We start from the raw sequence: 26,563 nt of genomic DNA, 5'->3' as shown, positions 1-26,563 counted from the left end.
GCCGGGTCGCCCCCACTGCGGGCGACCCGGCCATTTATTAAATCAACCCAAAATGGCGCATCGCTGTGACGGTACCGTCGTGTGCGACATCGTCGGTCACGTAGTCGGCGACTGCTTTGACCTCGGGCATGGCGTTGCCCATGGCTACAGCCGTCTCGACGGCGGCGAGCATACCCAGATCGTTGCCGGAATCGCCAAAGCCAAAGGTGCGCGCGTTGCCGGTGCGACCCAGGTATTCCAGCGCTCGCGCCACGCCCACGCCCTTGTCGATGCCCTTGGGGCTCAGCTCGCGATTCTGACCACCGGTGTTGCACAGCTCAAACTCGCGCTCGATAAAGCCGTCATCGTTGGCTACGCGAGCCAGGTCGTACGCGTTAATGCACACCTTGCCTACGCGCAAGCGGCCATCGATGCGCATCTGATCGGTGCCATGCACCACGCCGGCGCCTAGCAGAAATGACTGTTCGACACCAACTGGCTCAAGTGAATAGGTGGCACCGTTCGTCTCGAACAATGCCTCGCCGCCCGCCACAGTAATGCGACGCGCGAGCTCCTCAACAATGTCCTCGTCAATGCAGTCCTCGTGTGCCACGCGGCCCTCGACCTCGAGCGTGGCCCCCGCCATGGCAACGATACCCGCCGGGTTCAGCGCGCGCAGGCCATCGGCAATCAGCCACAAGGGGCGACCCGTGCAGATAAATGCCTGGTGACCCGCATTGCGCAGGCGACCAAATGCATCGACAACGGCCTTCGACGGATGGATTGCATTGAAGTCCTTATCGGTCATATCGTCGGGATCGAACGACGTCAGCGTGCCGTCCACGTCAAAAAAGAGCACAGCGGGTTCGGGACACGCATCAATCATATGGGTTCCTTTCGAGGATAAGGGCAAACGAAGCATCCATCATATAATGGAGCGACGCAACCAGAGAGGTCACCCATGGAATTTTACGCAAGCTGCCCCGAGGGCTTTGAGTCCGCACTCGCCGACGAGCTTAAACGGCTCGGGCTTTCGCATGTCCGCCGCCTGAAGGGCCGCGCTACGTTTGAGGGCGAGCTCGAAGAAGGCTACCGCGCCTGTCTGTGGTCGCGCCTGGCCAGCCGCGTGTTTGTGGTGCTTGGGCGCTTTGAGGCGCAGGATGCCGATGCGTTGTACGATGCCGTTTACGACATTGCCTGGGAAAACATCGTCCGCTGCGGCGCCACCATTGCCATCACTGCCCGTGGTGTGACCGAGCAGCTGCGCAACACGCGCTTCTCTGCCCTGCGCGCCAAGGACGCATTGTGCGATCGCCTGGCCGAGACCACGGGCCGTCGCGCCGATGTCGACGCCGCCGATCCCGACGTCCACCTGCTGCTTTCGCTACGCCAGCGCCGTGCGAGCATAAGCCTGGACCTTTCGGGCGACCCGCTGTTCAAGCGCCTGCCGCCCGCCGCGACTCGAGCCGGCGAGGGCGCGCACGTGCTGCGCCCCGACTACGCCGCCCTGGTGTTGGCGCAGGTCGGCTGGACCGCGCTGTGCGAGCGCGAGCTGACGGCCGACGACTACGAGAACGAAGCCCTGCCCACGCTGGTCGACGCCTCGTGCGCCGGCGGCGGTCTGCTGCTGGAGGCAGTGAATATCCTAACCGACCGCGCCCCGGGTGCTGCGCGCGAGCGCTGGGGCTTTGAGGGCTGGCAGCTGCATGATGCCGCCCTGTGGGAGCAGCTACTTGCCGAGGCGCGCGAGCGCGAGGCGACAGCGCGCGAGCGGCAGGCGCGCATCGTGGCCGTAGACATCGACCCCGCCGCCCGCAAGACCGCCGAGCGCATGGTCAAGTGCGCCGGCTACAAGCGCTTTGTCGATTTTTGCGCCGCTAAGCCCGCCACCGTGCTGGACCATGCGGGTGCTGTCGCCGGCGTTGCCGTGGTCGCAGACACCACCGAGACGCCGCTTTCGCTCATGCACGACGCCATGACGCTGGTCGGCGAGCTGCGCCGCGCGCCCGAGCTCGCTACCGCACCGGTCGCCGCGCTCACTCGCGACGGCCTTATGGCCCGCGCGCTCCATGCCGAGCCTGCGCGCTCCATCGCCGTCATGCCCAATAACGAGGAGGCGGCTATTGAGGTTTGGCCCTCGCTCGACCACGCCGCCGCGACATTCGAAGCTGCGACCAGCGCAGATGCCGAGGAGCAGACCGCGGATGCCCAAGACGAAACCGCCAACGTCCCCATGCCCGAGCCTGCCGCCATGCTCGACCTGGGCGACGGCAAGCCGCTGCCCGTGCTCATCCCCGAGTCCGAGCAGTTCGCCAACCGCCTGCGCAAGAATGCCCGTCTGCGCCGCAAGTGGGCCAGGCGCGAGGGCGTGAGCTGCTACCGCGTCTACGATGCCGACCTGCCCGACTACTCCGCCGCTATCGACCTGTACGAGGGTTGCCCGCAGACGCCGGGCCGCTGGCTCGTCATCGCCGAATACGCCGCGCCCAAGACCATCGACCCCGCACTGGCCCAGGCCCGTATGCTCGACATTCTGGCCATCGCGCCGCGCATCCTAGATGTTCCCGCCGAGCATGTGCACGCCAAGGCCCGCATGCGTTCGCGCGGCGGCTCGCAGTACGGCAAGCAGGGCGCCGGCAAGGGCGCATCGGGCGAGCGCGCCAATATCGCGCGTCGTCGCCTGCCGCTCATCGAAGAGGGCGGCCTCACCTTTGCCGTCAACTTTGACGACTACCTGGACGTCGGCATCTTCTTGGACCACCGCGTCACCCGCAACCTGGTGCGCGAGCACGCCAAGCAGGCGCGCCGCTTCCTCAATCTGTTTGCCTACACCGGCACTGCCACCTGCTACGCGGCCGATGGCGACGTCGAGGAGACCGTGACGGTCGACCTCTCCAATACCTATCTGGACTGGGCCGAGCGCAACATGCGCCAGAACGGCTTTGTGGGGCCTCAGCATCATTTTGTGCGCGACGACGTGCTCGCCTGGATTCGCGACCAGCGCCAGACGCGCAACCGCTGGGACCTGATCTTTGTCGACCCGCCCACGTTCTCGAACTCCTCCAAGATGGGCCGCCGCACCTGGGATGTCCAGCGCGACCATGTTGAGCTTTTGGCTGGCGTATCGCGCCTGCTCGCGCAGGGCGGCCATGCCATCTTTAGCTGCAACCTGCGCGGCTTCCGCCCCGAAACGCGCAAGCTCGCCCGCGCGGGCGTGGTGCTGGAGGACATTACGGCGCAGACCATCCCCGAGGACTTCGCGCGCAACCAGAAGGTGCACCACTGCTACATCGTGCGCCGCCTGCCCATCGAGGACGCCATGGCCGAAGTCGGCTTTAGCGCCGAGGAAATTGCCGAGCGCGTCGAGGAACTACGCAACCCCGAGGCCCGCAAGCCTCGCGCAGCAGCACCCGCGCACGCGCAGGCCGGCGACCGAGGGCCGCGCGGCGACGGCAAGTCCAACTTTGCCGGCAAACCCTCCCCCGCCAGCAAGCCCAAAAAGAAGAAGTTCTACGCCAGCAAGCCCAAGGGCAAGTAACAAAGTTGCGGTGGAATACGGACTGTTTTGCCTGGAATTAGGCAAATTTAGACCGTATTTCACCGCAACTCATATTGGGATGGTGGTTGGCGATCTAGCCTTGGATGACCAATCGGTAGCCGATGCCCACATGCGTCTGGATATAGCGCGGATGCGCGGGGTCGGACTCGATTTTCTTGCGCAGCGTGCCCATAAAGACGCGCAGGCTCGCCAGGTCGCTCTTGGTCGCCGTGCCCCAAATCTCGTGCAGGATAAACTGGTGCGTCAACACCTTGTCGGCGTTGTGCGCCAGCAGACACAGGAGCTTGTACTCGATCGGCGTCAGGTGCAGTTCCTCGCCATCCATCATGGCGATACCAGCATCAAAATCGATATGCAGCTCACCGGTATCGAACGAGCCCTCGGAGGCAACGCCGCCCGTTTGCGCATACGAAAGGCGCCTGAGCGTCGTGCGAATGCGCGCGAGCAGTTCCTCGACCGAAAACGGCTTGGTCAGGTAGTCGTCGGCACCAGCATCGAGCGCGCGGATCTTGTCCGCGTCCTCGCTGCGCGCCGAGACCACGATGATCGGCATGCCCGACCACGTGCGCACCGACTCCACCACCTTGACGCCGTCCATATCGGGCAGGCCCAGATCGAGCAGCACAATGCTCGGCGCCTGCGACGAGGCGGCGGCGATGGCGGCATGAGCGGTCTCCACAGCCATATGGCGCAAGCCGTGCGCCTCGAGCGCGGCGACGATAAGGTTGCGGACGGCGGGGTCGTCCTCAACGACCAAGATGAGCGGTTTCACGGCAGAGTTCAGCACAGCGCTACTCCTTATCAAACGAAACGTCGACGGCGGGAAGCTCGATCGTAAAGACCGAGCCGTGCGGGTCCGCCGCGGCAACCTCTATGCTACCGCCATGCGCCAGCGCAATGGAGCGGCAAAGCGAAAGCCCCAGGCCCACACTGCGTCGGCTGTCGGCCAGGCCATGGTTGGCGGTGTAGAACGACTCAAAGATGCGCTCGCGGTCCTCGGGCGCAATGCCCGGGCCGTCGTCGGCGACCGAACACCTCACGCACCCGCCGTCGACGCTAATCGAAATCACGATATGCGAGCCCGCGGGCGTGTAGGTAATGGCGTTGTTCACCAGGTTTACCACCAGCTGCACCATCAGGCGCGCATCGACGTTGACGAGCGCCGGCTCATCGCACGCCACCACCTTAAGGTCGTGCTCGCGCACGGCCGGGTTTACGTGGCGCAGCGCCTCCTCGACGATATCGTCCATAAGCTCGAGCGTAGTCGACAGATGCATGCCGCCGCCCTCGAGCTTGGTGATGGCGAGCAGATTCTCGACGGTAGCATTGAGCCATTGCGCGTCCGAGCGAATGGATAGGAGCATACCGCGGCGTGTCTGGTCGTCAAGCACGGCCGTGCCGGTCGAGCCCTGGTCGAGCAGCACGTCGGCATTACCCGAAATGCTGGTAAGCGGCGTGCGCAAATCGTGCGAGATGGAGCGCAACAAGTTGGCGCGCAGCTGCTCGTTTTTAGCGAGCACCGCCGCTTCCTCACGGGCCTCCATGGCGCGGGCGCGATCGAGCGCCAGCTCGCCTTCGCTCGCGATGGCATCGGCAAGCGTCCGCTCCTCGGGCGTCAACGCATCGGGCTCGGCGACAATGGCGAGCACCCCCACCACCGAGGCGGGATCGCCCGCGCGCACCATGGTGTCACCCGAGCGCACAGTCAGGTATATGCCATAGAACGCCGAAGCGCCATAGGTGGCATCGAGCGGCGTTCCCACATAGGCGGACGCCGAGAGCCGCGGCGGCATCTGCGGCGCCAGCTGGTGCACCGGCGCGGCATCGCCCACGGCCGTGTACATCGTGCGCGGCAGCAGGTCATCGTCGTCGGCATCGGCGCTATACCACACGACCGGACAGTCCGAAAGACGCGCCAGTTGCGTTGCCATAGCATGCACAATCTGTTGCTGATCGCCGCACCGCTGCAGCATGCGGTTGGTCTCGAGCACCATCTGCGTGCGACGGTCGCTGGCGGCAGCCTGCGCCAAGGCGCGGCGCAGGGCCAGCGCAATCGAGCTCGACACGAGCGAGACCGCAAACATAATGAAGAACATGCCGGGATAGGCGCGGTCGATAAACGACAGCGCGTAGCGCGGGTCGACAAACAAGAAGTTGTAGAGCGCCACGGCGGCGGCAGAGCTCAGCAGGCAGTACAGGCGGCTCCAGGTAAAGAAGGCGCACAGCTGCACGGCAAACACATAGACGATCATGATGCTCGGCGCGAGACCCGGATGGTCGAGCAGCGCGCCCACAACCGTCGCCGCGACCAGCAGCCCCGCCGATACGCAGGCGTCATACAGAGGGCTGCGACGCGTCAGCGTTGTACGCCGCCACCAAAAGTTATCGGCAATATCGCCGTCCGCATGGACGTCCATCAGCGCCCCGCCCCTCTCTCAAAAACAAAAACCACCACAAAGGGGACAGGCACCTTTGTGGTGGTGGCCTCCTTGTGGTGGTTCCAAGTGTATAGCCTTTGCAGCCCGCGGTCGCTAGACAAACAGCAGACGTCGACTACGGACGCTCGTCGGGAGCCAGGCGCTGCATCTTGCTCACGGCCTTAAACTTGGTGAACAGCGGCACGTACTCAAAGCTCACGTTGGAGTTCTCCAGGCCGTACCAGCGCGCAGGCGTGCCGGCGGCGCGGCGGATGATGTACTTGAGCGTGATGGCCGTACGCTCGCTGGGCTCCACGTCGCTTTCGGGTGCCAGCAGCTTGCGGATCATGACGAACTTAAACGTACCGATGTTGCCCGGGTCCTTGTAGACCGAGTAGTCATGCGTCTGCGCCGGCAGCTCGCCGCTGGCAGCCAGATCCTGAACAACCTGACGCAGGTAAGCATTGACGCGCTGGTTGATCTTGTAGCCCAGATACAGATGCACGCGGAACACGTAGTCGGTGCCGAACGTCTCGACCGAGTAGGCAAAGGTATGCGGCTCCTCCATGGTCTCGACATTCACGAACCACCAGGCACGAGCGCGCTTGGGGTGCTTATCCAAAATCGAGTAGACGATATCGCGGTCGATATAGTCGGTGTTGGTGTCCTTGGTCAGGTACACGATGTTGTCGCTCATGAGCTCGTAGCGATCGTCGTCGCGCAGGCGTTTGAGCTGCGGCAGATAGCTGCGCAGCGGCAGCAGCGTAAACTGACGTTGCTCGACCGCCGTGCCGTTGTACCAGCACACCATAATGCCCATGATGAGTGCAGCCATAAGGATGGTGAAGTAGCCGCCGTGGAAGAACTTGGTGAGCGAGCTCACAAAGAAGAAACCCTCGAGCAAAAGGAAGAAGGCGGCAAAGATCCACGGCGCGACCTTGAGATTGCGCTCCACGTGCAGATAGAAGAAGAGCAGCATTGTCGTGCACATCATGGTCAGGGTAATGGCCAGGCCGTACGCGGCCTCCATGTGCGCCGAGTTCTGGAACAGCAGCACCACGACGACGCAGCCCACGAGCATGACGTTGTTGACCATGGGGATATAGAGCTGACCCTTGGTCTCGGCAGGATAGAAGACCTGCATATGCGGCATGAGGTCCAGGCGGCTGGCCTCGGACACCAGCGAGAATGCGCCGGTGATGAGCGCCTGCGAGGCGATAATGGCCGCGACGGTGGAAAGGCCGACGGCAAAGGGGCGCAGACCCGGGGCGAGCATCTGGTAGAAGGGGTTGAGGTCGGCGATACCCATGAGCTCCGGGTTGCCGGCGTTGTTGATAAGCCACGCGCCCTGGCCCATGTAGGACAGCAGCAGGCAGCACTTAACGAACGGCCAGGTGGCATAGATGTTGCCGCGGCCCACATGGCCCATGTCGGAATAGAGCGCCTCGGCACCGGTGGTAGCGAGGAAGCAGCTGCCCAAAATCATGATGCCCGCATGGTTGTTGGGGCTCAGCAGAAAAGCAATGCCACGCAACGGGTTGAGGCACAGCAGCACCGCTGGATACTGGCAGACAAAGAACAGGCCCGTGCCGCCCAGGAACAAAAACCACAGCGTCATGATGGGGCCGAAGGCGTGACCGATCTTGGCCGTGCCGATGCGCTGCACCAAGAAGAGCGCGATGATGATGGCAAGCGTGATGGCGACGACACGACCCTGGTCGTCACCGAGCACGGCATGGACCGCCGGGATGGTGCGCAGGCCCTCGATGGCCGTGGTGACGGTAACGGCAGGCGTCAGGATGCCGTCGGCGAGCAGCGCCGCGCCGCCCAGCATGGCGGGGATGATAAGCCACTTGCCGCAACGCTTGACCAGGCTGTACAGGGCAAAGATGCCACCCTCGCCGTGGTTGTCGGCGCGCAGCGAGATCAGCACGTACTTGACGGTCGTCAGCAGCGTGACCGTCCATACGACGAGCGAGAGCGCGCCGAGCACGAACTCCTGCGTGACGCTTCCGATGCCGCCGTTGCCGGCAACGAGCGCCTTGGTTACATACATGGGGCTGGTGCCGATATCGCCATACACCACGCCCAGCGTGACGAGCATCGCCGAGATGCTCACAGGAATCGCAGCGTGCGAGGCTACTTCCTTTGCCTTTTGTTCCATAAGCCGGTTTCCTCCCAATTTTAACGTTCGACGGGATTATATGTAATCAGCCCATATTTTAATGGCACCGTTTTCCCAGCTAGATAAACATTTATGCGGCCTTTAGGCCACCGCGGCGATATGGAATGTGACAAGGGGACGCCCCCTTTGTCACATTCGTCATTTTCCGAGCCAGTTTTTGAACCACCACTCCATAGAGCGGCTCATCTCGGCCATAAAGGGGCTCGTGTGCTTACGGGTGTAGATGTCGATGACGCGCTCGCCCACCTCGCGGGCATGCGGACGGAACATCGCGTCCATCTCGGCCACCTGCGCATCCATGGTCACGGTATCGGCGCGACAATAACGCTCCTCGTGCACCAGGTTCACCACGGGATGCGCGATTGCCGGGCGCTCCTTACGGGGCGTGCCGATGATGAGCATCGACAGCGGCATGGTATAGGCAGGCAAGTCCAGCAGTGCGGCGACTTCCTCGGCATTCTCGACGATATCACCGATGTAGCAGCTCCCCAGCCCCAGGGCCTCGGCGGCAACCACGGCGTTTTGCGCGGCGATCACGGCATCCTGCGCCGCGATGGCAAAGTCGCCCAAACCCGGCGCGCGGCGGGGCGCCTTGCCCGTGCGCTCGACAAACTCGGGCTCAAAGCAGCCCACGTGCTCAAACAGATCGATCCACTTGGCATAGTCGACCACAAATATAAGTGCCCAGGGTGCCTTGGCGATCATGGGCTGGTAGTCGCACAGGTCGGCAAGACGATCGAGCGTAGCCTGCTCACGAATGCTCACGATGGAATACATCATCATGGCGCCTGCCGACGGCGCGCGACTCGCCGCATGCAGAATCGCCGCCCGCTGCTCGTCGGTCACCGCCACGGGACGGCCCTCGTCATCGCGCGCAAAGGCACGCGTGGAGGAACGGTGCTCCAACGTGTCCAATACAGCATTGCCCGTGGTCTCGACCGGATAGCCGCACGCATCCGCAGCCGTCGTACACACCCGCTCGTCCATAACCCATCCCTGCCATTTCTTTAAGAAGCCTTTACGTTTCCGTGTAATTCCCGTCCATTATCGCGCAGGTGGGCACTCCATTGCGCAACACCGCCATACTCGCGCGTTATTATGGCTGGTTGTTGTACGCAGCCGTCAAATGCTGCGCATATCTCGGTAACAATCGGGTTAATCCCCGCTTTCGTAGGTTTTAAGTTTGTGAGGAGTCTCAGCATGTTCGCTGCCGCCATCTCGCTCGTCGGTCTTGCGGCGACCGTCTACCTTGTCTTGCGCGAGGCCAAGGCCATTCGCGCACAGTCGGGCACCGTTGCCAAAAGCGCTCTTGGGTGGAGCGTCGTCTTCGGCCTGTTCCAGCTCTTTTTGACCGTCTGGGGCGCTATTGGCCTCGTCGCCCAAAACGAGCCGCTCGCCTTTGTGATGCTCATCCTGACCAACGCCATCCTCACCGGCTGCGCTTGGGCCAGCATCGCCCGCGACCGCATCGCCCCGCGCGTCTTTGCGTTCGCCTCGGCCGACGCCCCCGCCCCCACCGGCAAGCTCGCCCGCCTGCGCGGTGCCTTTGTGGGCCGCCCGCTCGTCGCCGCCGTCTTGTGCCTGCTGCTCGCCGGCGTCTTTGCGCTGCTGGGCATGGAGGTCTCGTCCAACCACGACTTTACCTGGGTCTACCCCCTGTGCATCCTGCTCGAGTGGGCCATCATCACCGTGCTCATGACCGGCTTGTTCTTCCTATTCCAGCGCCACGGCGCAGCTCCCGCGGTCCTGGCCTTTGCCCTCTTTGTCCTGGGCATTGCCGAGTTCTTCGTCATCACGTTTAAATCCATGCCGATCCAGCCGGGCGACCTTTCGGCCATCTCCACCGCCGCCGCGGTCGCCGGCAACGGCTACACCTTCTCGATCTCGCTGTTCTGCGTGCTGTCCATGAGCTTTACCGCCATCGCCATGCTGCTGTGCGAGTACGCCGGCCTGGTCGCGCCGCATCGCCAGAAGGGCGCCGCCAACGCCAAGCGCATGCTGCTCACCAACCTGCTCGTGGCGGTGCTGTGCCTGGGCGGCGTGACCGCGCACGTCACCCTCATCGACTACTACAACACCCTCGGCATCACCGTCTACACCTGGCGCCCGCTCGAGAGCTACTGGCGCGAGGGCTATCTGCCTGCCTTTATTAGTGCAGCGCAGTCCATCAAGCCGCCCAAACCCGCCGACTATTCTGTCGATGACGCCAAGGCCACGCTCAAAAAGTACGCCAAGGCCTACGACAAGTCCGACGCCGCCAAGAGCGACGAGCGCACCGCCGCAAAGGAGCAATTCGACAGCGAGAAGCCCACGGTCATCGCCATCATGAACGAGACCTTCTCGGACCTGTCCATCTACCAGAACATGCGCGCCGGCTACGAGGGCCCGCAGTACTTTAAGAACCTGTCCAACTGCCTCAGCCGCGGCAAGCTCTATGTGAGCGCCTACGGCGGCGGTACCGCCAATACCGAGTTTGAGTTTATGACCGGCAACTCCATGGCCAACCTGGGCTCGGGCGTGTACCCCTACACCATCTACAACATGGAAACGACTGGGAACCTGGCAGAGCAGTTCAAGTCGCTCGGATATTCCACCACGGCCATGCACCCCAACCACGCGACCAACTGGAACCGCGAGAACGTCTATAAGGACTTTGGCTTTGACCAGTTCCTGTCCATCAACGACTTCCAGGGAGCCGACACCCTGCGCGGCATGGTGACCGACCAGGCAACCTACGACAAGATCCTTGAGCTGCTCGATCAGAACGCCGATCCGCAGTTTATCTTCGACGTGACCATGCAGAACCACTCGGGCTACGACACGGGCCTGCTGCCGGTCGACAAGCAGATGCACCTGAACATCGACACGACGGACCTGGACGCCAAGACCGTCGAGGACGGTACGCTCTCCGATGTCGACGAGTATGTCTCGTGCATCGAGCAGTCCGACCAGGCGCTTCGCTACTTCCTCAACGCCCTGAGCAAGCTCGACCGTAAGGTTGTCGTGGTGTTCTGGGGCGACCACCAGCCGTTCTTCCCGTCCAAGTTCAACGACAAGTGGTTTACCGGCGAGGACGACGCTACGCATCAGGAGCGCCTGTGGCAGACCGACTACATCATCTGGGCTAACTACGACGTTGCCGGCTGCGACCAGACGAGCGAGGTTGACGACCTGTCCACCAACTACCTGTCCACGCAGCTCATGCAGCTGATCGGCGCACCGCTGACCGACTACCAGAAGGCGCACATGACGCTGCGCGAGTCGCTGCCCGCCATCAACTCGGTGGGCTACGAGGACGCCAGCCTGCGCTGGGCGCTCTCCTCCAACGTCACCGGTGACGACGCCGCTGCCGCAGCCGCCACCAAGGCACGCGAGGATTACGCCAAGATGCAGTATTACGAAATGTTCCGCGACGGCAAGAACGTCTACACCGAGCACTTCCAGACCGAGGCCAACGAGACCGACCCCAACCTGGCGCCGGGTACGACCAAGATCAAATAGCGACACGTCTTAACTGGTTCGTCTGCCCGGCGGCGCGGAACGTAAGGTTCCCTGCTCGGACAGTCCTGCTCGCACGGAGAGCACATTAAGTGCTCTCCGGCTCGTGCGGAACTCGCGATGAACCTTACATTCCGCGTCGCCGGGCAGACGCCTCGGTGTTGAAGCGCGGCTTGTCATGAAAGCATCCGCAACATATATAAGTTGAAGGCCACATTAAGTGGCCTTCTTTGTATTCGGAAAGTGTATCCCGGAATCTGCCTTCGGAATGGGACGCAGTTTCCACTTGAGGGCCTGTCGGGAAAGCGCATCCCACTTCAAGAGTAAATTCCGGGTCGCACTTTCCGCTAAGGCTCTCAAGCGGAAAGTGCATCCCATTCCAAGCCTTAATTCCGGGACGTAGTTTCCGGACAAGACATCAAACGGAAAGTGGGGACCACTCTGAGCGTCGATTCTGGGACACACTTTCCGAAACGCCGCGCATCCGGAAAGCCCGTCCCACTCCGAATACATCCAGGCATGAAATCATCAGCTTATTAGGCCTTCTATCAATAAAGAGACACCCTCCTGGGCGGCGGGCGTTGCGTTTAGAAGATGGACCTAGCGCTTATCCCTCCGGGACAAAAGTAGCGCGGCTATAAAAGCGATGCTGGCAAGAGTTAGCAAAACTAAAAGCAACGTGAGCGTGTTGTCGCCCGTTGCCGCCAGACCAAGCAAGCCGGGCTTCTTGCTGTCAGCAGACTGCACGGGAATCTTCTCGCCATCGTCCTCGGCGGTAATCTCCCAGCGAATGGTCTTGTTTGCGTCGGCAAGCTCGTTGCCCACCGACGTCGGAACGCTTAGCTGCAGATTAAGCACCGTGCTGTCATCGCTCGTAAACGTGGCGATTTGCGTGGGATAGGCGAACACGCTGCCCGGTGTTCCTGTCTGGAGCCAACCTGCAGAGGCATCGCCCACAGTCGCCGTTAAGGTGATGGGCGATAGCAGATGTGCCGTCTCGTGATCGACAACAGCCCGCACAAACACACGTACCTGGGACTTTACACCCGTGGTACGAACCCCAATCTGTTGCTCGCGTACATCGCCGGGCATTAGATCTTTAAAGGCTGGAAACAGATCGGGCTCCCCCGAGGAGTCCGTCGCTCCCGATACCGTTAGCTGGCGTGCATTTCCGTCATAGGCAATCGTGGGAACGTCAGCAAACGCACGTGCAGGAACGGCAAGCGCGATAAGGCAGACGATTGCCGCCATCACGCAGCGCAAGGAACACACAACGTCTTTACGAATCGGAGAAGCCATACCTACGCACCTCCATGCGGCGGCACCAGCACGCCATCCTTGACTGTACAGCCCCATGCCTCTGCAACTGCATCGTCGGGCGTGGATTGAATTGCTTGGGTCGAAATGTCAACGACCAGGTTCTTCCCATCTGCCTTCTGCTCAGTCACGCTCTTGATGAGCACATCGGTTTTGCCCATCGGAGCAACGGGAGACGTCCAGTAGTAGTACCCGTCGGACGCGACAACCCAAGACGAGGCGGTGTTAGAAGCAGATGCCTTGGACACACTGCCCCACGCAATGACGTAGTCGGTGCCGGCAACTGGTTCATCCCACAGGCGCGCGCCATTCTGGTCCTGCCAGTAGATATCCACTGCAGCACGAATATAGGCGGGCGCAGTACCCGTGTTCTTCGCCTTGACATCGCTTTTCACTTTGCCGTTGAGCGTTTCCTGAACCGATGGCGTCACCGATCCGATGCCGAACTGGTTGACCAGCACGCCCGTAACCGAAAGCCAGGCCAACGTGCCTGCCGTACCGGCCAGGAGGATAACCCCCACCAGCAAGGCGATGATGCGCTTGCGCTTGGACATGCTAATCCTCCTTCTTTGCTACGTTGCCGTTGCTCCAAACGTTATGGGCACGATCGCTGCCGTCGATCCATTTGTCGTTCACACGCGTGTTCGTGCAGGTGAACGTGGCATCGTTCGCGCTCGATGCAGACGAAATCGTCAGCTCGGCAGTTTTACCGGGCGCCTTGCCCGGCGTGCTCAGCTCACCCTGGTAGCGCCATGCCCAAGCCGTATCTTCCTCGACGGTATAGATGCCAGCCGGAGCGGCGAACTGCACGCTGCCGACATAGCAAGTTTCACCGTTTTCGTCGCGCTGCTCGCTAACTTTCACCTCGACCATGCGCGTCTCGGCAGGAGAATCCTGCGACATCTTTCGCGTTACCTTAAAGCGGAACGTTTGCCCCATAGCGCTGACATCGGTCGTCTTTTTAACGATCGTCAGCGCATGAGTCTGGGCAAAGTTGAACACGGCTTTGCCGGGGCCCTGATCGCCCTCGCCCGTCTTCTTGGACTCCAGACGGTTGGCCAGGTCGAACGAGCCGTCACCCGAACCAAGGCTGTAGAGCGAGACAAACTTGCCGTTTACGGGCTCTTCCGCCACAGAAACACCCTCTGTACCAGGCCCGTAGCTTGCCCGCATTACCGTAACGGTCAGCCGCGTTCCCATAAACGGCTTGGCAAAGCAGACCTTAAACGGCGCCTTGTCGGCACTGTCATCGACGGTGTTGGCGGCGGCGGGATCGAGCAGCCACTTAAGCTGGGCGGTCATGGTTTCGGACTTCGCGGGATCAGACGTATCTTTGGCAACCACGCGATATGTAACGGGATACAGGTCCATGTCGCCCTTAATTGGCTCGTCCTTAAACACATCCCAAGGCTTCGTATCACCATCGGCGCCCACATATCGCCACTCCAAGAAGAGCTCACGCATATCGCCATTGGCGGCCGCACGCTCATCGAGCAGCGCGACGATCTTGGAATGGGCGTCCGGGTCGTATGCCACGGACTTTTGCTCCATCATGGGATTCCCGCTGTTGTCATAGACGGGGCGGCCGTTCTCATCCATTTTGGGAACATCAACCGTATAGACGAAGCCGGACTTGCCGTCCTGCGCACGCTCGTCGCCCGAGTCGACCGTCGCCGTAAAGAGAACCGACCCGTCGACACCGTGATAGCGCACCTTATGCGGCGCAATCTTGTACACCGCAGTGTACATCGCGCTCTTAAAGGGCTCATTGCCCTCGAGGGGATACTTGTCGTCACCGGTCATCAGGGTGTACTTGTTATCGGATTCATAGTCACGCGACCAGCCGACAAAGTCGTACTTGGTGCCATCCTTGCCGACAACCTCAGTTGCAGCTTTTACCTCCAGCGAAATTTGATCACCAGAGTCGGTCCGCGAAAGATAACGCACAGAACCGGGGTCATCCAGATTGGCATCGATATTCGATTGAACACGCACCGCGCTGGCGCGGTAGACCGGATACAACTCCATGGGGGCCTTGACCACGGTGCTTTTATTCACCATGGAAACGTCGTCCGACCAAACGACATAACCGTTGCCAGCTACCGGCTTAGTTTCCGTCCAGCCCACGAAGGCATTGTATGCGTTTGTTGCAGCATCGATATCGCCGACGTTATACGTTGGCAGCGGGATGCCGTCCTTAAGGCTGCCGAGAGAATCGCCCTGCTGGGCTACCTTACCGTCCACATCCCTGGCATTGAGATGGTACACAACCGCCAACGGCGAATAGTACGCCACAAATGTATAGGCCCCGCCGGGTTCCACCTGATGGGAATACGAGTTATCGCCGTTAGGTTCGATGTCTTCAACTTCGCCATTCGGAAGCTCGATCTCAACCTTCTGCAACTTATACAGCTCACCGCCTGCTTTATAAACCGGAGTCGTGACGTCAGGGGTCACCGTTGCCGTAGCAGGGTCGGTGCCCGCGTTGATAACGGGATCGATGTCGTACCTAGGCACATTAACCTTGTCCGTGCCCTTAAAACCGGCGCGATACAGGTTGGTGGTGTACCTAACATCGTACTTCGCGTACACCGGATAGGCATCCTGCCACTGGGTGACCTTAAAATCTGGTTTCACCAGATACGGTTCGGCCTTATCCGGGTCAGAAGTGGTGAAGGAATCGCCCTCGACATCGTAGATATACTTCCAGACGTCAGAATCCCTCTGGACCTCGGCGGTCGAAATCCAGCCCAGGAACTTATAGCCCGGCACGGCCATGTCGGCATCGGTCGGGGAAGCTTCGAGGGTCAGGGGGCTCTCATACGATCCCTTCTCACCATCTTCTGGCTTTTCGGCCACTTTAACCGACTTATTAACATGCGGGTAGTAATACGTGAACGTCGGATCCGCCCCGTTCACCTTGGTCTGCAGCAAGTTACTCTCATAGCGCCGCGTGGCAGTCCTCACGACATTATCGCCCTTGTTGTAGAAATTAACGTCCGTGGTAATCATCGCGCGAACGTAGTACTTCTTATCTGTACGCACCATGCTCTCGATGGGATTTTTCACATATGTCCAATATTCACCATCGCGCTCAAGCGTCCAGAAATTCAGGCGATAGCGATCATTCACCGGTTTGACCGTTACGTTCAGCGAAGCCGAAGTCCAAGTATCGCTTAGCGTTGCAGCGCCTGGAAAATCGGTATCGGCATAGAGGTTTTTTAGAGTATCGGCTCCCGTATCGTTTTTAACGTTGTGCGAGTACGCGTTAAGGGGACTCACGACAAGGGTTTCCTTCGTGAAGCGCGTGCCACACGTTTCATAACTATCCTTTATACCGTGGTCAACATGCTCCGGACCCCAGTGGACGACGTTTTCACGCACGAAGGTACTACCGACGTTTTCCTCAAAGGGCGTTTGATAGCGATTCCAAACGGAACAAAGTAGCTTGCTGTCCGTAAACTCATGGTTGGTATAAGCCCGAACGTAATAATCCACTCGGTACTCAAAGCGGGCGATGTAGGTATGCGGCGCGGTTAAATCGACATCGGCGGGGAGCGTATAGCTGGGGTCGCGGCTTACGCGCACCTCGAGCGGGGCATCCTCGGTTCCCTTGTTTTCATACCAACCCAGGAAACGATAGCCGTCGGGCAGCTGGCCCTCCTCGGATATAGCTTTACCGGATACGTCGAGCACCTGTACGGTATACGCGCTTGTGCCATCTTCTGCAGTCTCAACCTTAACGTCAGTTTTGCCCACACCGTCGCGCCGAGTCTGATCGTCGGTTGCATCCTGCTCATTGCCCTCAAACACCGTCATGATGTTCGACACATAGTCGGTGTACACCGGATAAAAATCGGTAGGGCCAAGCACAGTGATCTCGGTGCCGGCAGGATAGAACGCACCGGCGTTTTTTAACTCGGCAAGCTCAGGCGAGGTGATGGCCGCGTAACCGCCATGCATCCCGGCCTCGCCACTCGGCTGCGTCGTCCAACCGATAAAGGTGGCGCTGGCAGAAAGAGTGCCGCGGTCCGCAGGGGCAGCCGGCGTTAAACCGACGCCATAGCGGTACCAGTCCGTCGACTTGTCGTGCTCCTCGCCGCTCTGCCACGCGAGCGTCTCGCCCTTGACGTTATAGAACAGTACCTGCGCCTCGTACGAAGCAATAAACAGGTCGTTGCCCTTAAAGGCCTCGGCCCCCTTCGCGTTATCGGCGGTATAGCTCGACGTTATCTCGTGCGCTTCGTTCTTCTGGACCTGCTTGCCAGCCTTAACGGCATCGGCATCGGTCTTGCCGTTAAACCAGGCGTTATCGGCATCGATACGGTTCACATTGACTCCGGGCTCACGGAACCAGCCCATAAAGCGGTAGCCGCCGTTGGCCTCGGTCAAACCCTCTGGCTTTGCGGAGGTATCCTGCTTAAACGTTACCGATGTATCGCCCTGGGCCAGGCCTTGGGCCGTTCCCGCCAGCACGGCGCTCACGGCAAAGGCGTACGGATCCGAGGTCGCCTGGTCTTTGCCAAGTTTGGTCTTCTCGATTGTCGCGGTGCCCGCACCGGGAAAATCGATCGTCGCCTTAACGCTTTGGCCATGCACGGGGATATTCAGCTTGTAATCCATCGCCCACTCATTGGTGTGCTGGCCACCCAGGGCATCGTCGTTGGCGGTCGAGCGCATGGTGCGGGCACAGAAGTCGTAGTCGTGCTCTTCCCATAGCTCACGCGTGATGTAGCGCTCGTCGTCCCACGGGCCATAGCCGTCGCCCTTAGTGGTACCGTCGCCGCCAAACGCGGGGATTTTCTTTTTAGCGGGATTACCCTGGCTATTGCCATTCAAGCTCACGCTCGGTTTAAAGTAGCACTCGGTGACCGTGGCATCATCCCTGTTGGCACGCGCGGCAATGCCGCCCAGGTTCACATCGTTTTGAATGATGGGGATCACGGCGATGGGATTGTACTGGCGCGAACTCAAATCGCCCGCAAAATGGCTGCGGACGAGCTCGTTGCCCTCGGCGGTCAAAATTCGGCCCGCCAAGCCACCCGTCCACGCGCGCGTCACGGCGACGACGCCCACGTACGACGCGGCATAGCTGTAGCACTGCGCCGTCGAGAAGCAGTCGATAATCTTGGCCTCGCCCGCCATGCAGCCCACAAAACCCGAGGCGTACACGTTGTTGCCGCCCAGGGCGCCAATGGCCACGTCGTACTTATTGGTGACGTCGGTCATGCCCTTCTCGGCAATCGAGCCGTCGTCCTTACGCGTCGGCGTCACGCGGCAGTACTCGATAGTCGATTTCTTAACGTAGCCGGCAAACGCCGCCATATACAGACCCTCACCGCCGAGCGCCTGCACGCCCGAGGTCGTATTGTTGACGGCACGGCCGCCACGGACCTCGCAGTTGTAGAGGGTGCAGCCGTCGAGCTCGCCGGCGATGAGACCGCCCTCAAAGCCTGCGTTGGTAATGAGGTTGAGAGCATTGTTGGCGCAGGTCACGTGCAGCGTGCTCTCCATGACCATAACGTTTTCGAAGCGCGTATTGACGGCCTTGCCCACGATAATGCCACCGCGGAAGTCCGCCCACACGTTGGCGTCCTTGACCAAGAAGTTTTTGATGGTGGCACCGTTGGTCTCGGCAAAAAATCCCGTATCGCGCTCGGGGTCAAAAGCGTCTTTATCGTAGTTCAGGCCCTCAACGGTGTGGTTTTGACCATCGAACACGCCCTTAAACGGATGCTCCTTGTTGCCAAACGACAGATGCTTAACGGTGTTTGCAACGATGTCTTTCATGTCGTCGCTGTCGAGCTCAATGTCGTTATCGAGATAAACGTGCCAGCCGGACGTATCGCGCTCGCGCGACAGCGCCACACACGACAAAAAGTCAGCCTCGTTTTTGATGTGGAATTCGGTTTTGGCCTCGGGCGCAGTCTCGGCATGTACCGCCATCGGCAGCGCCATAACGCAGCAAAGGGCAATCGCCGCGACGGCAACTAGCCTGCTAAGCACGCCCCGGTTCATGTTCTTGATCTTCATAGGCTAGTTCGCCTCCGGCCAACCCACGACGTCGAGAACGTCGAGGACGGTATCGCTTTCCTGCTGGTTTTTGGCCTGCACGGCCTGCACATCGATATCGAGCCTGAATGAGCCGCCGCGCGCGGCATCGTGGTAGTCGCCCACAAAGCGCAGCGAGTCCATGAGGCTTTCCGTCATGGCGCCGGGGTCGAGCATGCCGCCACGTCCGGCCAAGCCGCGGTAGTAGTACCACCCATCGCCGCCATCGATCCACGGGGATCCCTCGCCCGCGTTCACATGAAACGCAACGCTGCCCGAAGCATCCGCGCTCGAACCGTCGGGCGCCACCGACGTCATGTGCAGACGAGCGCGAACGTACTCAGGCTGCGCGCCGACGTTCTCCACGCGCACAATGCGGCTGATGTCAGAGCCCCCGGCCTTGGTGTCGGGATAGTCCCCGTGCTCGTTGGGCTCAAACGGAATCTCCTCGCCATGCTCGTTGAGGGTGTATTCGCAGACTCGTACCTTCACGCTGCCAAACGAGAGAACGTTGTTCACCGGAACCATATCAACGGTAAAAGCCAGCGTGCCGCACAGGCACGCCAGGGCCAACAGCGCCATCGCGGTAAGCGCCAAGGTGCGTTTCTGATTGTCAGAAAGATTGTTGAGCATTACGTTCGCCAATCGTCGATAAGGGGGGACCGAGATCCCGGCCCGAAAATGGGGATGGGGAGCGGGCCGGGATCTCGGTGGAGGGGGGATTAAGCCTGAGTCTTAGCCCATTCCTTGGCCTGCGCGATGGCGTTCTCGGCATCGCCCTGGTCAGCGCCGAAGATGTAGCAGGAGACTGTCATAGTGGGCTTGGCGGGACTCTGAACAACATCCGTGTTGTTCATGGCAGCCGGGATATGCACGGTGCTGAACAGCTCACCGGTGTAAGCAGCCTTTGCCTCGGTAGTCTCAGTCTTTGGAGTAGGAGCAAGCTTGGCAGGGGTGTCGGTGTTACCAGCGGTATACATGAACAGACCGCTCACGTACTGGTTAGGGTTACCGTTGTTCTTAGCACCCACGGTGGTATCCGCAACCGGCTTCCAGTTATCGTTAAGCGTGAAGTACGGGGTCTTAGCAAGAGCGTCAGTGGCATCTTTCTTCACAATGGCGTTCTTCACGTAGATGAACACATAGGACTCATCAGAGTCCTTGCCGATACCAACGTTGGGGTTCTTGGCAATATTGGTGTCGGGAATCATCTTGGAATCTTTCTTCCACAGGGTCTCGAACAGATAACCATCCACTGAGGGGTCCGTGGGCTTGTCGCCGGGCTTGTTCGGATGATCAGGGTCGGGCTTCACTTCAGGCTTGTCGATGCTGCCAACCGTGAACTCGTTCGTCTCGGAGTCGGTTGCCGACAGCCATGCATAGGTGCCAACGCCGGCGGCCAGCACCAACAGCAGCAGGGCGGCAATGATGCCGTAGCGCTTTTTCTTCTTGTTTTCCATCGTTCTCTTCCTTTCGAGAATCGTTTTCCCCGCCAACGGCCCCTACCGCCGCCGACGCTTTTCCCTGCCGCTATGAACGCCGCTCCCTCGCATGCACGCGGGTATGCTTGCCCGCAGGCTCGTCGGGAACCATCCGATCGAGCACTATCGACGCCGCGACTAGCAGCGCCAGAACGGCCACCACAACAAGCAAACCGGGCATCGTCGTGCAATATGCGTCAACGAAGCCCAGGTAAGGGACACAAAAAGAAACGACACCGATCACGCGTGAAAAAGGCGTCTGCTCGGCGTCGTGCATGATGCTTCCATCTGCATTTTTGTTTGCGATTCCCTGCGTGCCGATCATCTGCGCCGCAGGGTCGATCTCGTACACCTGGTGCGTCACCACGGCGCCGTCCGATCGGTAAAAGGTTGCATTGTCGCCCACGGCAATATCCGTTGGATCAACTTGGTGAACAAACACCATGGAGCCAACGGGTAGCTCGGGCTCCATAGAACCCGAAAGCACTGTATAGGGCGTGTATCCAAATGCACGAGGGACAAAAGAAACGACGGCAAGAGCCATGACGAGCGCAATCGCCAAGCTACTCAAAAGTGCAATAAATCGTTTGAGTCTACGCGCCGTCAAAGTGATAATTCATCCCCATCGAGGCCTTATTCGACCCATCCAAAGGTCAGCAAGTTTCAACAGGAACCGCAAGGCGATTGAAAAGTGAGTCCGAAATAAGCCAATTTGGAATCTTTTCGTAATAAAAACATAGCGATATGCTACAAATTTTTCAATGTTTTGTCGCCAAATGCTACCTATTTTGGCGTAAGTGGTCATTTATCCCCAAATTAGTCTGTTTTATCCAATATCTGTGACTGACCACCTACGCAACTTCCCCATAGAGGGATCGATTTTTTGCGAAAGTAAAATAATGGTACCCCCCCCCACATTAAAACAAACTGCTGGAAGTGCCATTTATTTCCGACCCCCTTTTACCGGAGTTTTATGACGGCCCCATGTAGTTCGCAGCCCATAATCCTCTGAGAACTGTGTCCCAGAATTCCCGTCCGGAGTGGGATGCGGCTTCCGCTTGTGGCCCCGTTGGGAAACCACATCCCACTCCGATCACAAATTCCGGGTCGCACTTTCCGCCAAGACCCTCAACGGGAAACCGCATCCCATTCCAAAGGCAAATTCCGGGACGCAGCTTCCGCAACCCCACCCATCCGGAAATCCCATCCCACTCCGCACACATCCGGGCATAGAACAATCAGCTTATTAGGCCTTCCATCAATAAAGGGGCGCCCTCGTGTCACGAAAAAAGCCTCGAGAACTTCGAGGCTTTCACATTTGTATTGTTTTGCACGAAGGACCACGAACGGCGAAGCTACTCTCCCAGCACGGCCTTCTTGGCGGCTGCAGCCATGTTGTCCAGGTCTTCCTTGGTGGGATGGTCCTTCGCGGCAACCCAGTTGTCGAGCAGCATCTTAAATCGGGCGTTTTCGGGATCTTGCTCGAGCATGGCCTCGTAGCGCTGCTTGACCGCGGGGCCCATCTTGCCCTGGCACATCGCCCAGCCCGCAAGCTCGGCATCCCCAGCCAAATTGGAAGTTACGCGATCAATAATCTGCTGGTAATAGCTCTGGTCGACCCCAAAGCCGCAGGTGCCAAACAGGAAGACGCGCTTGCCGTGCAAGGCGGAGAGCAACGCCGCGACCGACGGCGTGCACGCGCCCTTGTCGCACCAAAAACCGACGAGCACCGTGTCGGCCGCGCAGGCGCCCTGCGCCTCGAGCGCAACCTGATCTGCGTCCGCATCGTCGCTCAACGCCGCGGCGTGGACAAACTCAACGCCCGCAGTCTGCAGAGTGCGCTTGATCGCACCCGAAACCATCCTGGTATTACCGCTCTTGCTGTTAACCACCAAAGAGCACGTCATAGTCACGTTGCCTCGTTTCCCCCAAAACTAAAGCCACTAATGCAATTTATTAGATGAATATCTTAGTACTAACGTGACAGATGTAAACCACCGTCTGTCGATTGGCGACGCAGACGACATCTTTGGACAGATTTCGAACAGTATGTACTTCGGATTGAAACCGCCGCAGAACGTTTCACGAATGGCCGAAAAACTGTTTCACAAAACGCCGTCAAATTGTGTCACGGAGTATCGTCAAAATGTTTCACGCGCTGGTAGAACGCTATATAACAAGATCGCTCTATGGGACAAACAAACCTGATTAATTTGCCCCACGGGCTTGCTCACTGGGCGAACTGGCTGCGGTAGAGTTCGGCGTAGAAGCCGTCTGCCGCCAGCAGCTCGTCGTGTGTGCCCCGCTCGATAACCTGGCCGTCGCGCATCACCAGAATGCAATCGGCGTTGCGGATGGTGCTCAGGCGGTGCGCCACGACAAAGCTTGTGCGACCTGCCATAAGCTTGTCGAATGCCGCCTGAACCTGCAGCTCGGTACGCGTATCGATGCTCGAGGTCGCCTCGTCCAGCAGCAAGATAGCTGGGTCGGTGAGCATGACGCGCGCGATGCACAGCAGCTGTTTTTGACCTTGGCTAAACGTGCCGCCGTCCTCGCCGATCACCGTATCGTAGCCGCCTGGCAGCTGCGCGATAAACTTGTGCGCGTGCGCGCGCTTGGCGGCCTCGACAATCTGCTCGCGCGTGGCATCGGGGCAACCGTAGGCAATGTTTTCGGCCACCGTGCCCTCGAACAGCCAGGTGTCCTGCAGCACCATGCCAAAGGCGCGGCGCAGGCTCGCGCGCGTGTAATCACGCGAAGACCGGCCATCGACCATGATGCGTCCGGCATCGATATCGTAAAACCGCAGCAGCAAGTTGATGAGCGTCGTCTTGCCGCAGCCCGTGGGACCGACGAGGGCAAAGCGCGTACCGGGTTTGGCCTCGATGCAGATATCCTGCAGCAGTTTGCGGTCGGGCACATAGCTAAAGTCCACGTGTTCAAAGGTCACCTCGCCCTGCGGGGCGACAAGCTCCACGGCATCCGCCGCGTCGGGCTCCTGCTCGCGCGCATCAAGCAACGCAAACATGCGGCGCGCCGAGGCGTACGCGGTCTGGATCTGCGTGATGACGTTCGTGACCTCGTTGAACGGCTTAGTGTACTGGTTGGCGTAGGACAGGAAGATCTGCACGCCGCCCACCGTGAGCGCCGCCGGCACGCCCGTGATCACGCCCACGCAGCCGATCACGGCGACCACAGCGTAGATGATGTTGTTGATAAAGCGCGTACCGGGGTTGGAAAGCGAACCCATAAACTGCGCGCGCTCACCTGCCGTATACAGCTCGGCGTTAAGGGCATCGAAGCGCTGCTGAGCGCTCGGGCCGTAGGCAAACGCGTCCACGAGCTTTTGCTCGCCCACATACTCCTCGATATGGCCGCCGAGCCGGCCTTGAATGCGTTGCTGGGCCGTAAAGCTCTTGTTGGAGAGCTTTGCGATGGCGCCGGCCGCAAAGATGGAAAGCGGCGTGACGAGTACCACCACGAGCGTCATGGTCAGGTTGATGGAGAGCATAAACGCGAGCGTGCCCACAATGGTGATAACGCCGGTAAAGAGCTGTGTGAAGCCCTGCAGCAGACCATCGCCCACCTGGTCGACGTCGTTGACTACGCGGCTCATAAGGTCACCATGGGCATGGCTGTCGATAAAGCTGAGCGGCATGCGGCTGAGCTTGTCGCTCGCCTCCACGCGCATGTCGCGCACTGTCTCGTAGGACAGGCGGTTGACGCAGTAGCCCTGCAGCCACTGGAAGGCCGCCGCGCCCACCACGACAATCGCAAGCTTGGTGACGAGCGGCAGCAGCGCGTCAAAGTCCACCTGCCCGGCGGCAACGATGAGGTCGATGCCCTCGCCGATGAGGATGGGCGTATAGAGTTGTAAGATCACCGAGATGGCAGCGCTCACAAACGACGCCGTAAACGAAATGCGATGCGGACGGACGTAGCCCAGCAGGCGGCGAGCTACCGCGCCCACGGGGTAGCGCTCGGGGTCGCCGGGCTGACGCGGGCCGTCACCCAAGTCGTTGAGGTTATCGTTGCCGGACACGTTGGCCGTCATCGTGGCGACCGAACCGGAGGAAGTATACGGATTCATCTAGCAGCCCTCCTTTGCGCAAGTGGATGCCAGGGCGCACGCGGCGCCTGGGGTGGACGTGGACGTCGCGCTCCCCTGCTGACCCTCGAGCTCCTCACGACGAAGCTGCGACTGGCAGATCTCTCGGTAGAGCTGGCAGCTTGCATACAGCTCGCCATGCGTGCCCAGGTCCGCGACCGAACCGTGATCGAGCACGCAGATCATGTCGGCGTCGCGCACGGTCGAGACGCGCTGGCTCACAATCACCGTGGTCAGCGGCAGCCCGCCCTCGGCGGCACCGCGCACGCTGCGCTCGCGAATGGCATGGCGAAGCGCCGCGTCGGTCTTAAAGTCGAGCGCCGAGGCAGAATCGTCCATGATCAATATCCGAGGCGAACCCACCAAGGCGCGCGCGATGGTCAGGCGCTGGCGCTGGCCACCGCTAAAGTTCTTGCCGCCCGCCTCGACCGGGGCATCGAGCCTCTGCGGTTTGTTGCGCACGAACTCGCTCGCCTGCGCCATGTCGAGCGCCGCCCAGAGCTCCTCGTCGGTTGCCGACTCGTCACGCCAGGTCAGGTTGCTGCGGATCGTGCCGCTCACCAGCGACGCGCGCTGCGGTACGGTCGCGACCACGTGGCGCAGCTGGTCGAGCGGCCAGGTGCGCACGTCGGCACCCATCACGCTCACGCTGCCGGTGCTCGCATCGTAGAGGCGCGGAATAAGCGAAACGAGCGTGGACTTGCCGCTACCCGTGCCGCCGATAATACCGAGCGTCTTGCCCAGCGGGAGCTCCAGCGTCACATCGTTGACAGCATTGGCCGCGCCGGCGCCAAACGAGAAGCTCGTATGGTCAAAGCTCAGCGCAGGAACGGGAGCGACATTGCCCGGCTCGGGCAGTGCGACCGTCTCGTTGTCCTCGTCGGTGATGCTCGGCATGCAATTGAGCACCTCGTTGATGCGCGACGCGCTGGCGCTCGCCTTGGTAAAGACCACAACCAGGTTGGCGACGTACACGATGGAGGTGAGCGTCTGCGTCATGTAGTTCACAAACGCCATGACCTGGCCCTGCGTGAGCTCGCCCACGTTGACCTGGATACCGCCCACCCACAGGATGGCGCACACGCCCAGGTTCATCACAAGAAACGTGACGGGGTTGAGAATCGACGAGAGCTTGCCCACCGCGATGGCAGTATTGGCCTGGTCGTCGGCTGCCTGGGCAAAGCGCTCGCGCTCATGGTCCTCGCGCACGAAGGCGCGAACCACGCGGGCGCCCGAAAGGCCCTCGCGGCAGATAAGCGCGATGCGGTCAAGCTTTGCCTGCAGCTGCTTGTAGTACGGGATACAGCGCGCCATGACAAACCAAAACACCAGGCCGATGGCGGGCGTGCAAATCAAAAAGATAATGCCGAGCTTAAGGTCGATGGCAAGGGCCGCGACCATGGAGCCCACCGCCAGGAAGGGCCAGCGGATGAGCATGCGCACGCCCAGCGCCACAGCGAGCTGCACCTGGTTGACGTCGTTGGTGATGCGGGTGATAAGCGACGGCGTGCCAAAGCGGTCGAGCTCGGCATAGCTCAGCTTATTAATGTGCCCGTAGAGCGCACCGCGGATGTCGGTGCCCATGCCCTGCGAGGTCAGCGCCGCCATCTTTTGGCAGACGAGCGTAAACGAGATGCCGATTACAGCCATGGCGGCGAGCACCGCGCCGTAACGGACGACGGCGTTGACATCGTGTGCGCCGATGCCCTTATCGATCATCTGGGCAATCACCAGCGGCGTAAGCAGGTCAAAGATCACTTCGATCAACTTGCACGCAGGGCCAATCACCATATATCGGCGAGACTTGCCACCAAAACGCCTGAGCAGCTCAATCATAAAAAGGCGCTCCCTATCATCATCCACATTCAATTCGAACCATGATAGTACCGCCACCCCAAAAGAAGCGTAAACAACTCGTCATTTCTAATGGGATTCGGTTTCCAAAGAAGCGGAAAGGCACGCGCACGC

General features: G+C 60.3%; 16 protein-coding genes. 2 read left to right on the top strand and 14 right to left on the bottom strand.

Features of this window, described 5'->3' with window-relative positions; translation table 11 throughout:
* Window positions 1–37: 37 nt before the first annotated feature.
* Complete coding sequence (locus tag DW899_RS05705; RefSeq protein ID WP_158566576.1) at window positions 38–865, bottom strand: HAD-IIB family hydrolase; 828 nt, start codon at window positions 863–865, stop codon at window positions 38–40.
* A gap of 75 nt (window positions 866–940) precedes the next feature.
* On the opposite strand from DW899_RS05705, the gene rlmKL reads away from it, so the two are divergent.
* Window positions 941–3,517, top strand: coding sequence for a bifunctional 23S rRNA (guanine(2069)-N(7))-methyltransferase RlmK/23S rRNA (guanine(2445)-N(2))-methyltransferase RlmL (rlmKL, locus tag DW899_RS05700; protein ID WP_117800275.1), 2,577 nt, complete (start codon window positions 941–943; stop codon window positions 3,515–3,517).
* A 94-nt stretch (window positions 3,518–3,611) separates the two neighbouring features.
* On the opposite strand, the gene DW899_RS05695 is transcribed toward rlmKL, so the two are convergent.
* From DW899_RS05695 to DW899_RS05680, 4 genes are all read right to left on the bottom strand, one after another.
* Window positions 3,612–4,325: a response regulator gene (locus DW899_RS05695; protein WP_233539917.1), complete on the bottom strand. Its 714-nt coding sequence runs from the start codon at window positions 4,323–4,325 to the stop codon at window positions 3,612–3,614.
* 4 nt (window positions 4,326–4,329) lie between these two features.
* Complete coding sequence (locus DW899_RS05690; RefSeq protein ID WP_117800274.1) at window positions 4,330–5,955, bottom strand: ATP-binding protein; 1,626 nt, start codon at window positions 5,953–5,955, stop codon at window positions 4,330–4,332.
* Between the two features lie 136 nt (window positions 5,956–6,091).
* Window positions 6,092–8,119 (bottom strand): KUP/HAK/KT family potassium transporter, encoded by a 2,028-nt coding sequence (locus DW899_RS05685; RefSeq protein WP_117638035.1) that lies wholly within the window; start codon window positions 8,117–8,119, stop codon window positions 6,092–6,094.
* Between the two features lie 159 nt (window positions 8,120–8,278).
* Window positions 8,279–9,127, bottom strand: coding sequence for a nitroreductase family protein (locus tag DW899_RS05680; protein WP_117800273.1), 849 nt, complete (start codon window positions 9,125–9,127; stop codon window positions 8,279–8,281).
* Window positions 9,128–9,340: 213 nt separating this feature from the next.
* On the opposite strand from DW899_RS05680, the gene DW899_RS05675 reads away from it, so the two are divergent.
* Window positions 9,341–11,641 (top strand): LTA synthase family protein, encoded by a 2,301-nt coding sequence (locus tag DW899_RS05675; RefSeq protein WP_117786792.1) that lies wholly within the window; start codon window positions 9,341–9,343, stop codon window positions 11,639–11,641.
* 597 nt (window positions 11,642–12,238) lie between these two features.
* On the opposite strand, the gene DW899_RS05670 is transcribed toward DW899_RS05675, so the two are convergent.
* From DW899_RS05670 to DW899_RS05630, 9 genes are all read right to left on the bottom strand, one after another.
* Entirely contained in the window at window positions 12,239–12,937 is a 699-nt protein-coding gene (locus DW899_RS05670) for a hypothetical protein (RefSeq protein WP_117648511.1), read from the bottom strand.
* 2 nt (window positions 12,938–12,939) lie between these two features.
* Complete coding sequence (locus DW899_RS05665; protein ID WP_117800272.1) at window positions 12,940–13,509, bottom strand: hypothetical protein; 570 nt, start codon at window positions 13,507–13,509, stop codon at window positions 12,940–12,942.
* Between the two features lies 1 nt (window position 13,510).
* Window positions 13,511–18,988 (bottom strand): hypothetical protein, encoded by a 5,478-nt coding sequence (locus DW899_RS05660; protein ID WP_117800271.1) that lies wholly within the window; start codon window positions 18,986–18,988, stop codon window positions 13,511–13,513.
* 3 nt (window positions 18,989–18,991) lie between these two features.
* Window positions 18,992–19,639, bottom strand: coding sequence for a hypothetical protein (locus DW899_RS05655; RefSeq protein ID WP_117800270.1), 648 nt, complete (start codon window positions 19,637–19,639; stop codon window positions 18,992–18,994).
* A gap of 89 nt (window positions 19,640–19,728) precedes the next feature.
* A complete protein-coding gene (locus DW899_RS05650) occupies window positions 19,729–20,466 on the bottom strand; it encodes a SipW-dependent-type signal peptide-containing protein (protein ID WP_117797621.1) in 738 nt (245 codons plus the stop codon).
* A 70-nt stretch (window positions 20,467–20,536) separates the two neighbouring features.
* The gene (locus tag DW899_RS05645) at window positions 20,537–21,049 is read right to left on the bottom strand and encodes a signal peptidase I (RefSeq protein ID WP_117797622.1); all 513 of its coding nucleotides are present in this window, start codon (window positions 21,047–21,049) and stop codon (window positions 20,537–20,539) included.
* Between the two features lie 793 nt (window positions 21,050–21,842).
* The gene (bilS, locus tag DW899_RS05640; RefSeq protein ID WP_117800269.1) at window positions 21,843–22,394 is read right to left on the bottom strand and encodes a flavodoxin family protein BilS; all 552 of its coding nucleotides are present in this window, start codon (window positions 22,392–22,394) and stop codon (window positions 21,843–21,845) included.
* A 323-nt stretch (window positions 22,395–22,717) separates the two neighbouring features.
* On the bottom strand, window positions 22,718–24,577 hold the full coding sequence (locus DW899_RS05635) for an ABC transporter ATP-binding protein (protein WP_117800268.1): 1,860 nt from the start codon (window positions 24,575–24,577) through the stop codon (window positions 22,718–22,720).
* Window positions 24,578–26,431 carry an ABC transporter ATP-binding protein gene (locus DW899_RS05630; RefSeq protein WP_117800267.1) on the bottom strand — a complete coding sequence of 618 codons (1,854 nt, stop codon included), beginning with the start codon at window positions 26,429–26,431 and terminating at the stop codon, window positions 24,578–24,580. It lies immediately after the preceding gene.
* Between the last annotated feature and the right edge of the window lie 132 nt (window positions 26,432–26,563).

The sequence above is a fragment of the Collinsella sp. AM41-2BH genome, from assembly GCF_003468085.1.
In the GTDB taxonomy this organism is placed as follows: domain Bacteria; phylum Actinomycetota; class Coriobacteriia; order Coriobacteriales; family Coriobacteriaceae; genus Collinsella.
Note: the sequence above shows the minus strand (reverse complement) of the source record. Positions and strands in the feature narration are given on the sequence as shown.

Coding starts and splice junctions, on each gene's coding strand:
- DW899_RS05665 (WP_117800272.1), bottom strand. CDS start 13,509: ATGTCCAAGCGCAAGCGCATCATCGCCTTGCTGGTGGGGGTTATCCTC.
- DW899_RS05690 (WP_117800274.1), bottom strand. CDS start 5,955: ATGGACGTCCATGCGGACGGCGATATTGCCGATAACTTTTGGTGGCGG.
- bilS (WP_117800269.1), bottom strand. CDS start 22,394: ATGACGTGCTCTTTGGTGGTTAACAGCAAGAGCGGTAATACCAGGATG.
- DW899_RS05660 (WP_117800271.1), bottom strand. CDS start 18,988: ATGAAGATCAAGAACATGAACCGGGGCGTGCTTAGCAGGCTAGTTGCC.
- DW899_RS05655 (WP_117800270.1), bottom strand. CDS start 19,639: ATGCTCAACAATCTTTCTGACAATCAGAAACGCACCTTGGCGCTTACC.
- DW899_RS05650 (WP_117797621.1), bottom strand. CDS start 20,466: ATGGAAAACAAGAAGAAAAAGCGCTACGGCATCATTGCCGCCCTGCTG.
- DW899_RS05635 (WP_117800268.1), bottom strand. CDS start 24,577: ATGAATCCGTATACTTCCTCCGGTTCGGTCGCCACGATGACGGCCAAC.
- DW899_RS05685 (WP_117638035.1), bottom strand. CDS start 8,119: ATGGAACAAAAGGCAAAGGAAGTAGCCTCGCACGCTGCGATTCCTGTG.
- DW899_RS05705 (WP_158566576.1), bottom strand. CDS start 865: ATGATTGATGCGTGTCCCGAACCCGCTGTGCTCTTTTTTGACGTGGAC.
- rlmKL (WP_117800275.1), top strand. CDS start 941: ATGGAATTTTACGCAAGCTGCCCCGAGGGCTTTGAGTCCGCACTCGCC.
- DW899_RS05670 (WP_117648511.1), bottom strand. CDS start 12,937: ATGGCTTCTCCGATTCGTAAAGACGTTGTGTGTTCCTTGCGCTGCGTG.
- DW899_RS05630 (WP_117800267.1), bottom strand. CDS start 26,431: ATGATTGAGCTGCTCAGGCGTTTTGGTGGCAAGTCTCGCCGATATATG.
- DW899_RS05680 (WP_117800273.1), bottom strand. CDS start 9,127: ATGGACGAGCGGGTGTGTACGACGGCTGCGGATGCGTGCGGCTATCCG.
- DW899_RS05675 (WP_117786792.1), top strand. CDS start 9,341: ATGTTCGCTGCCGCCATCTCGCTCGTCGGTCTTGCGGCGACCGTCTAC.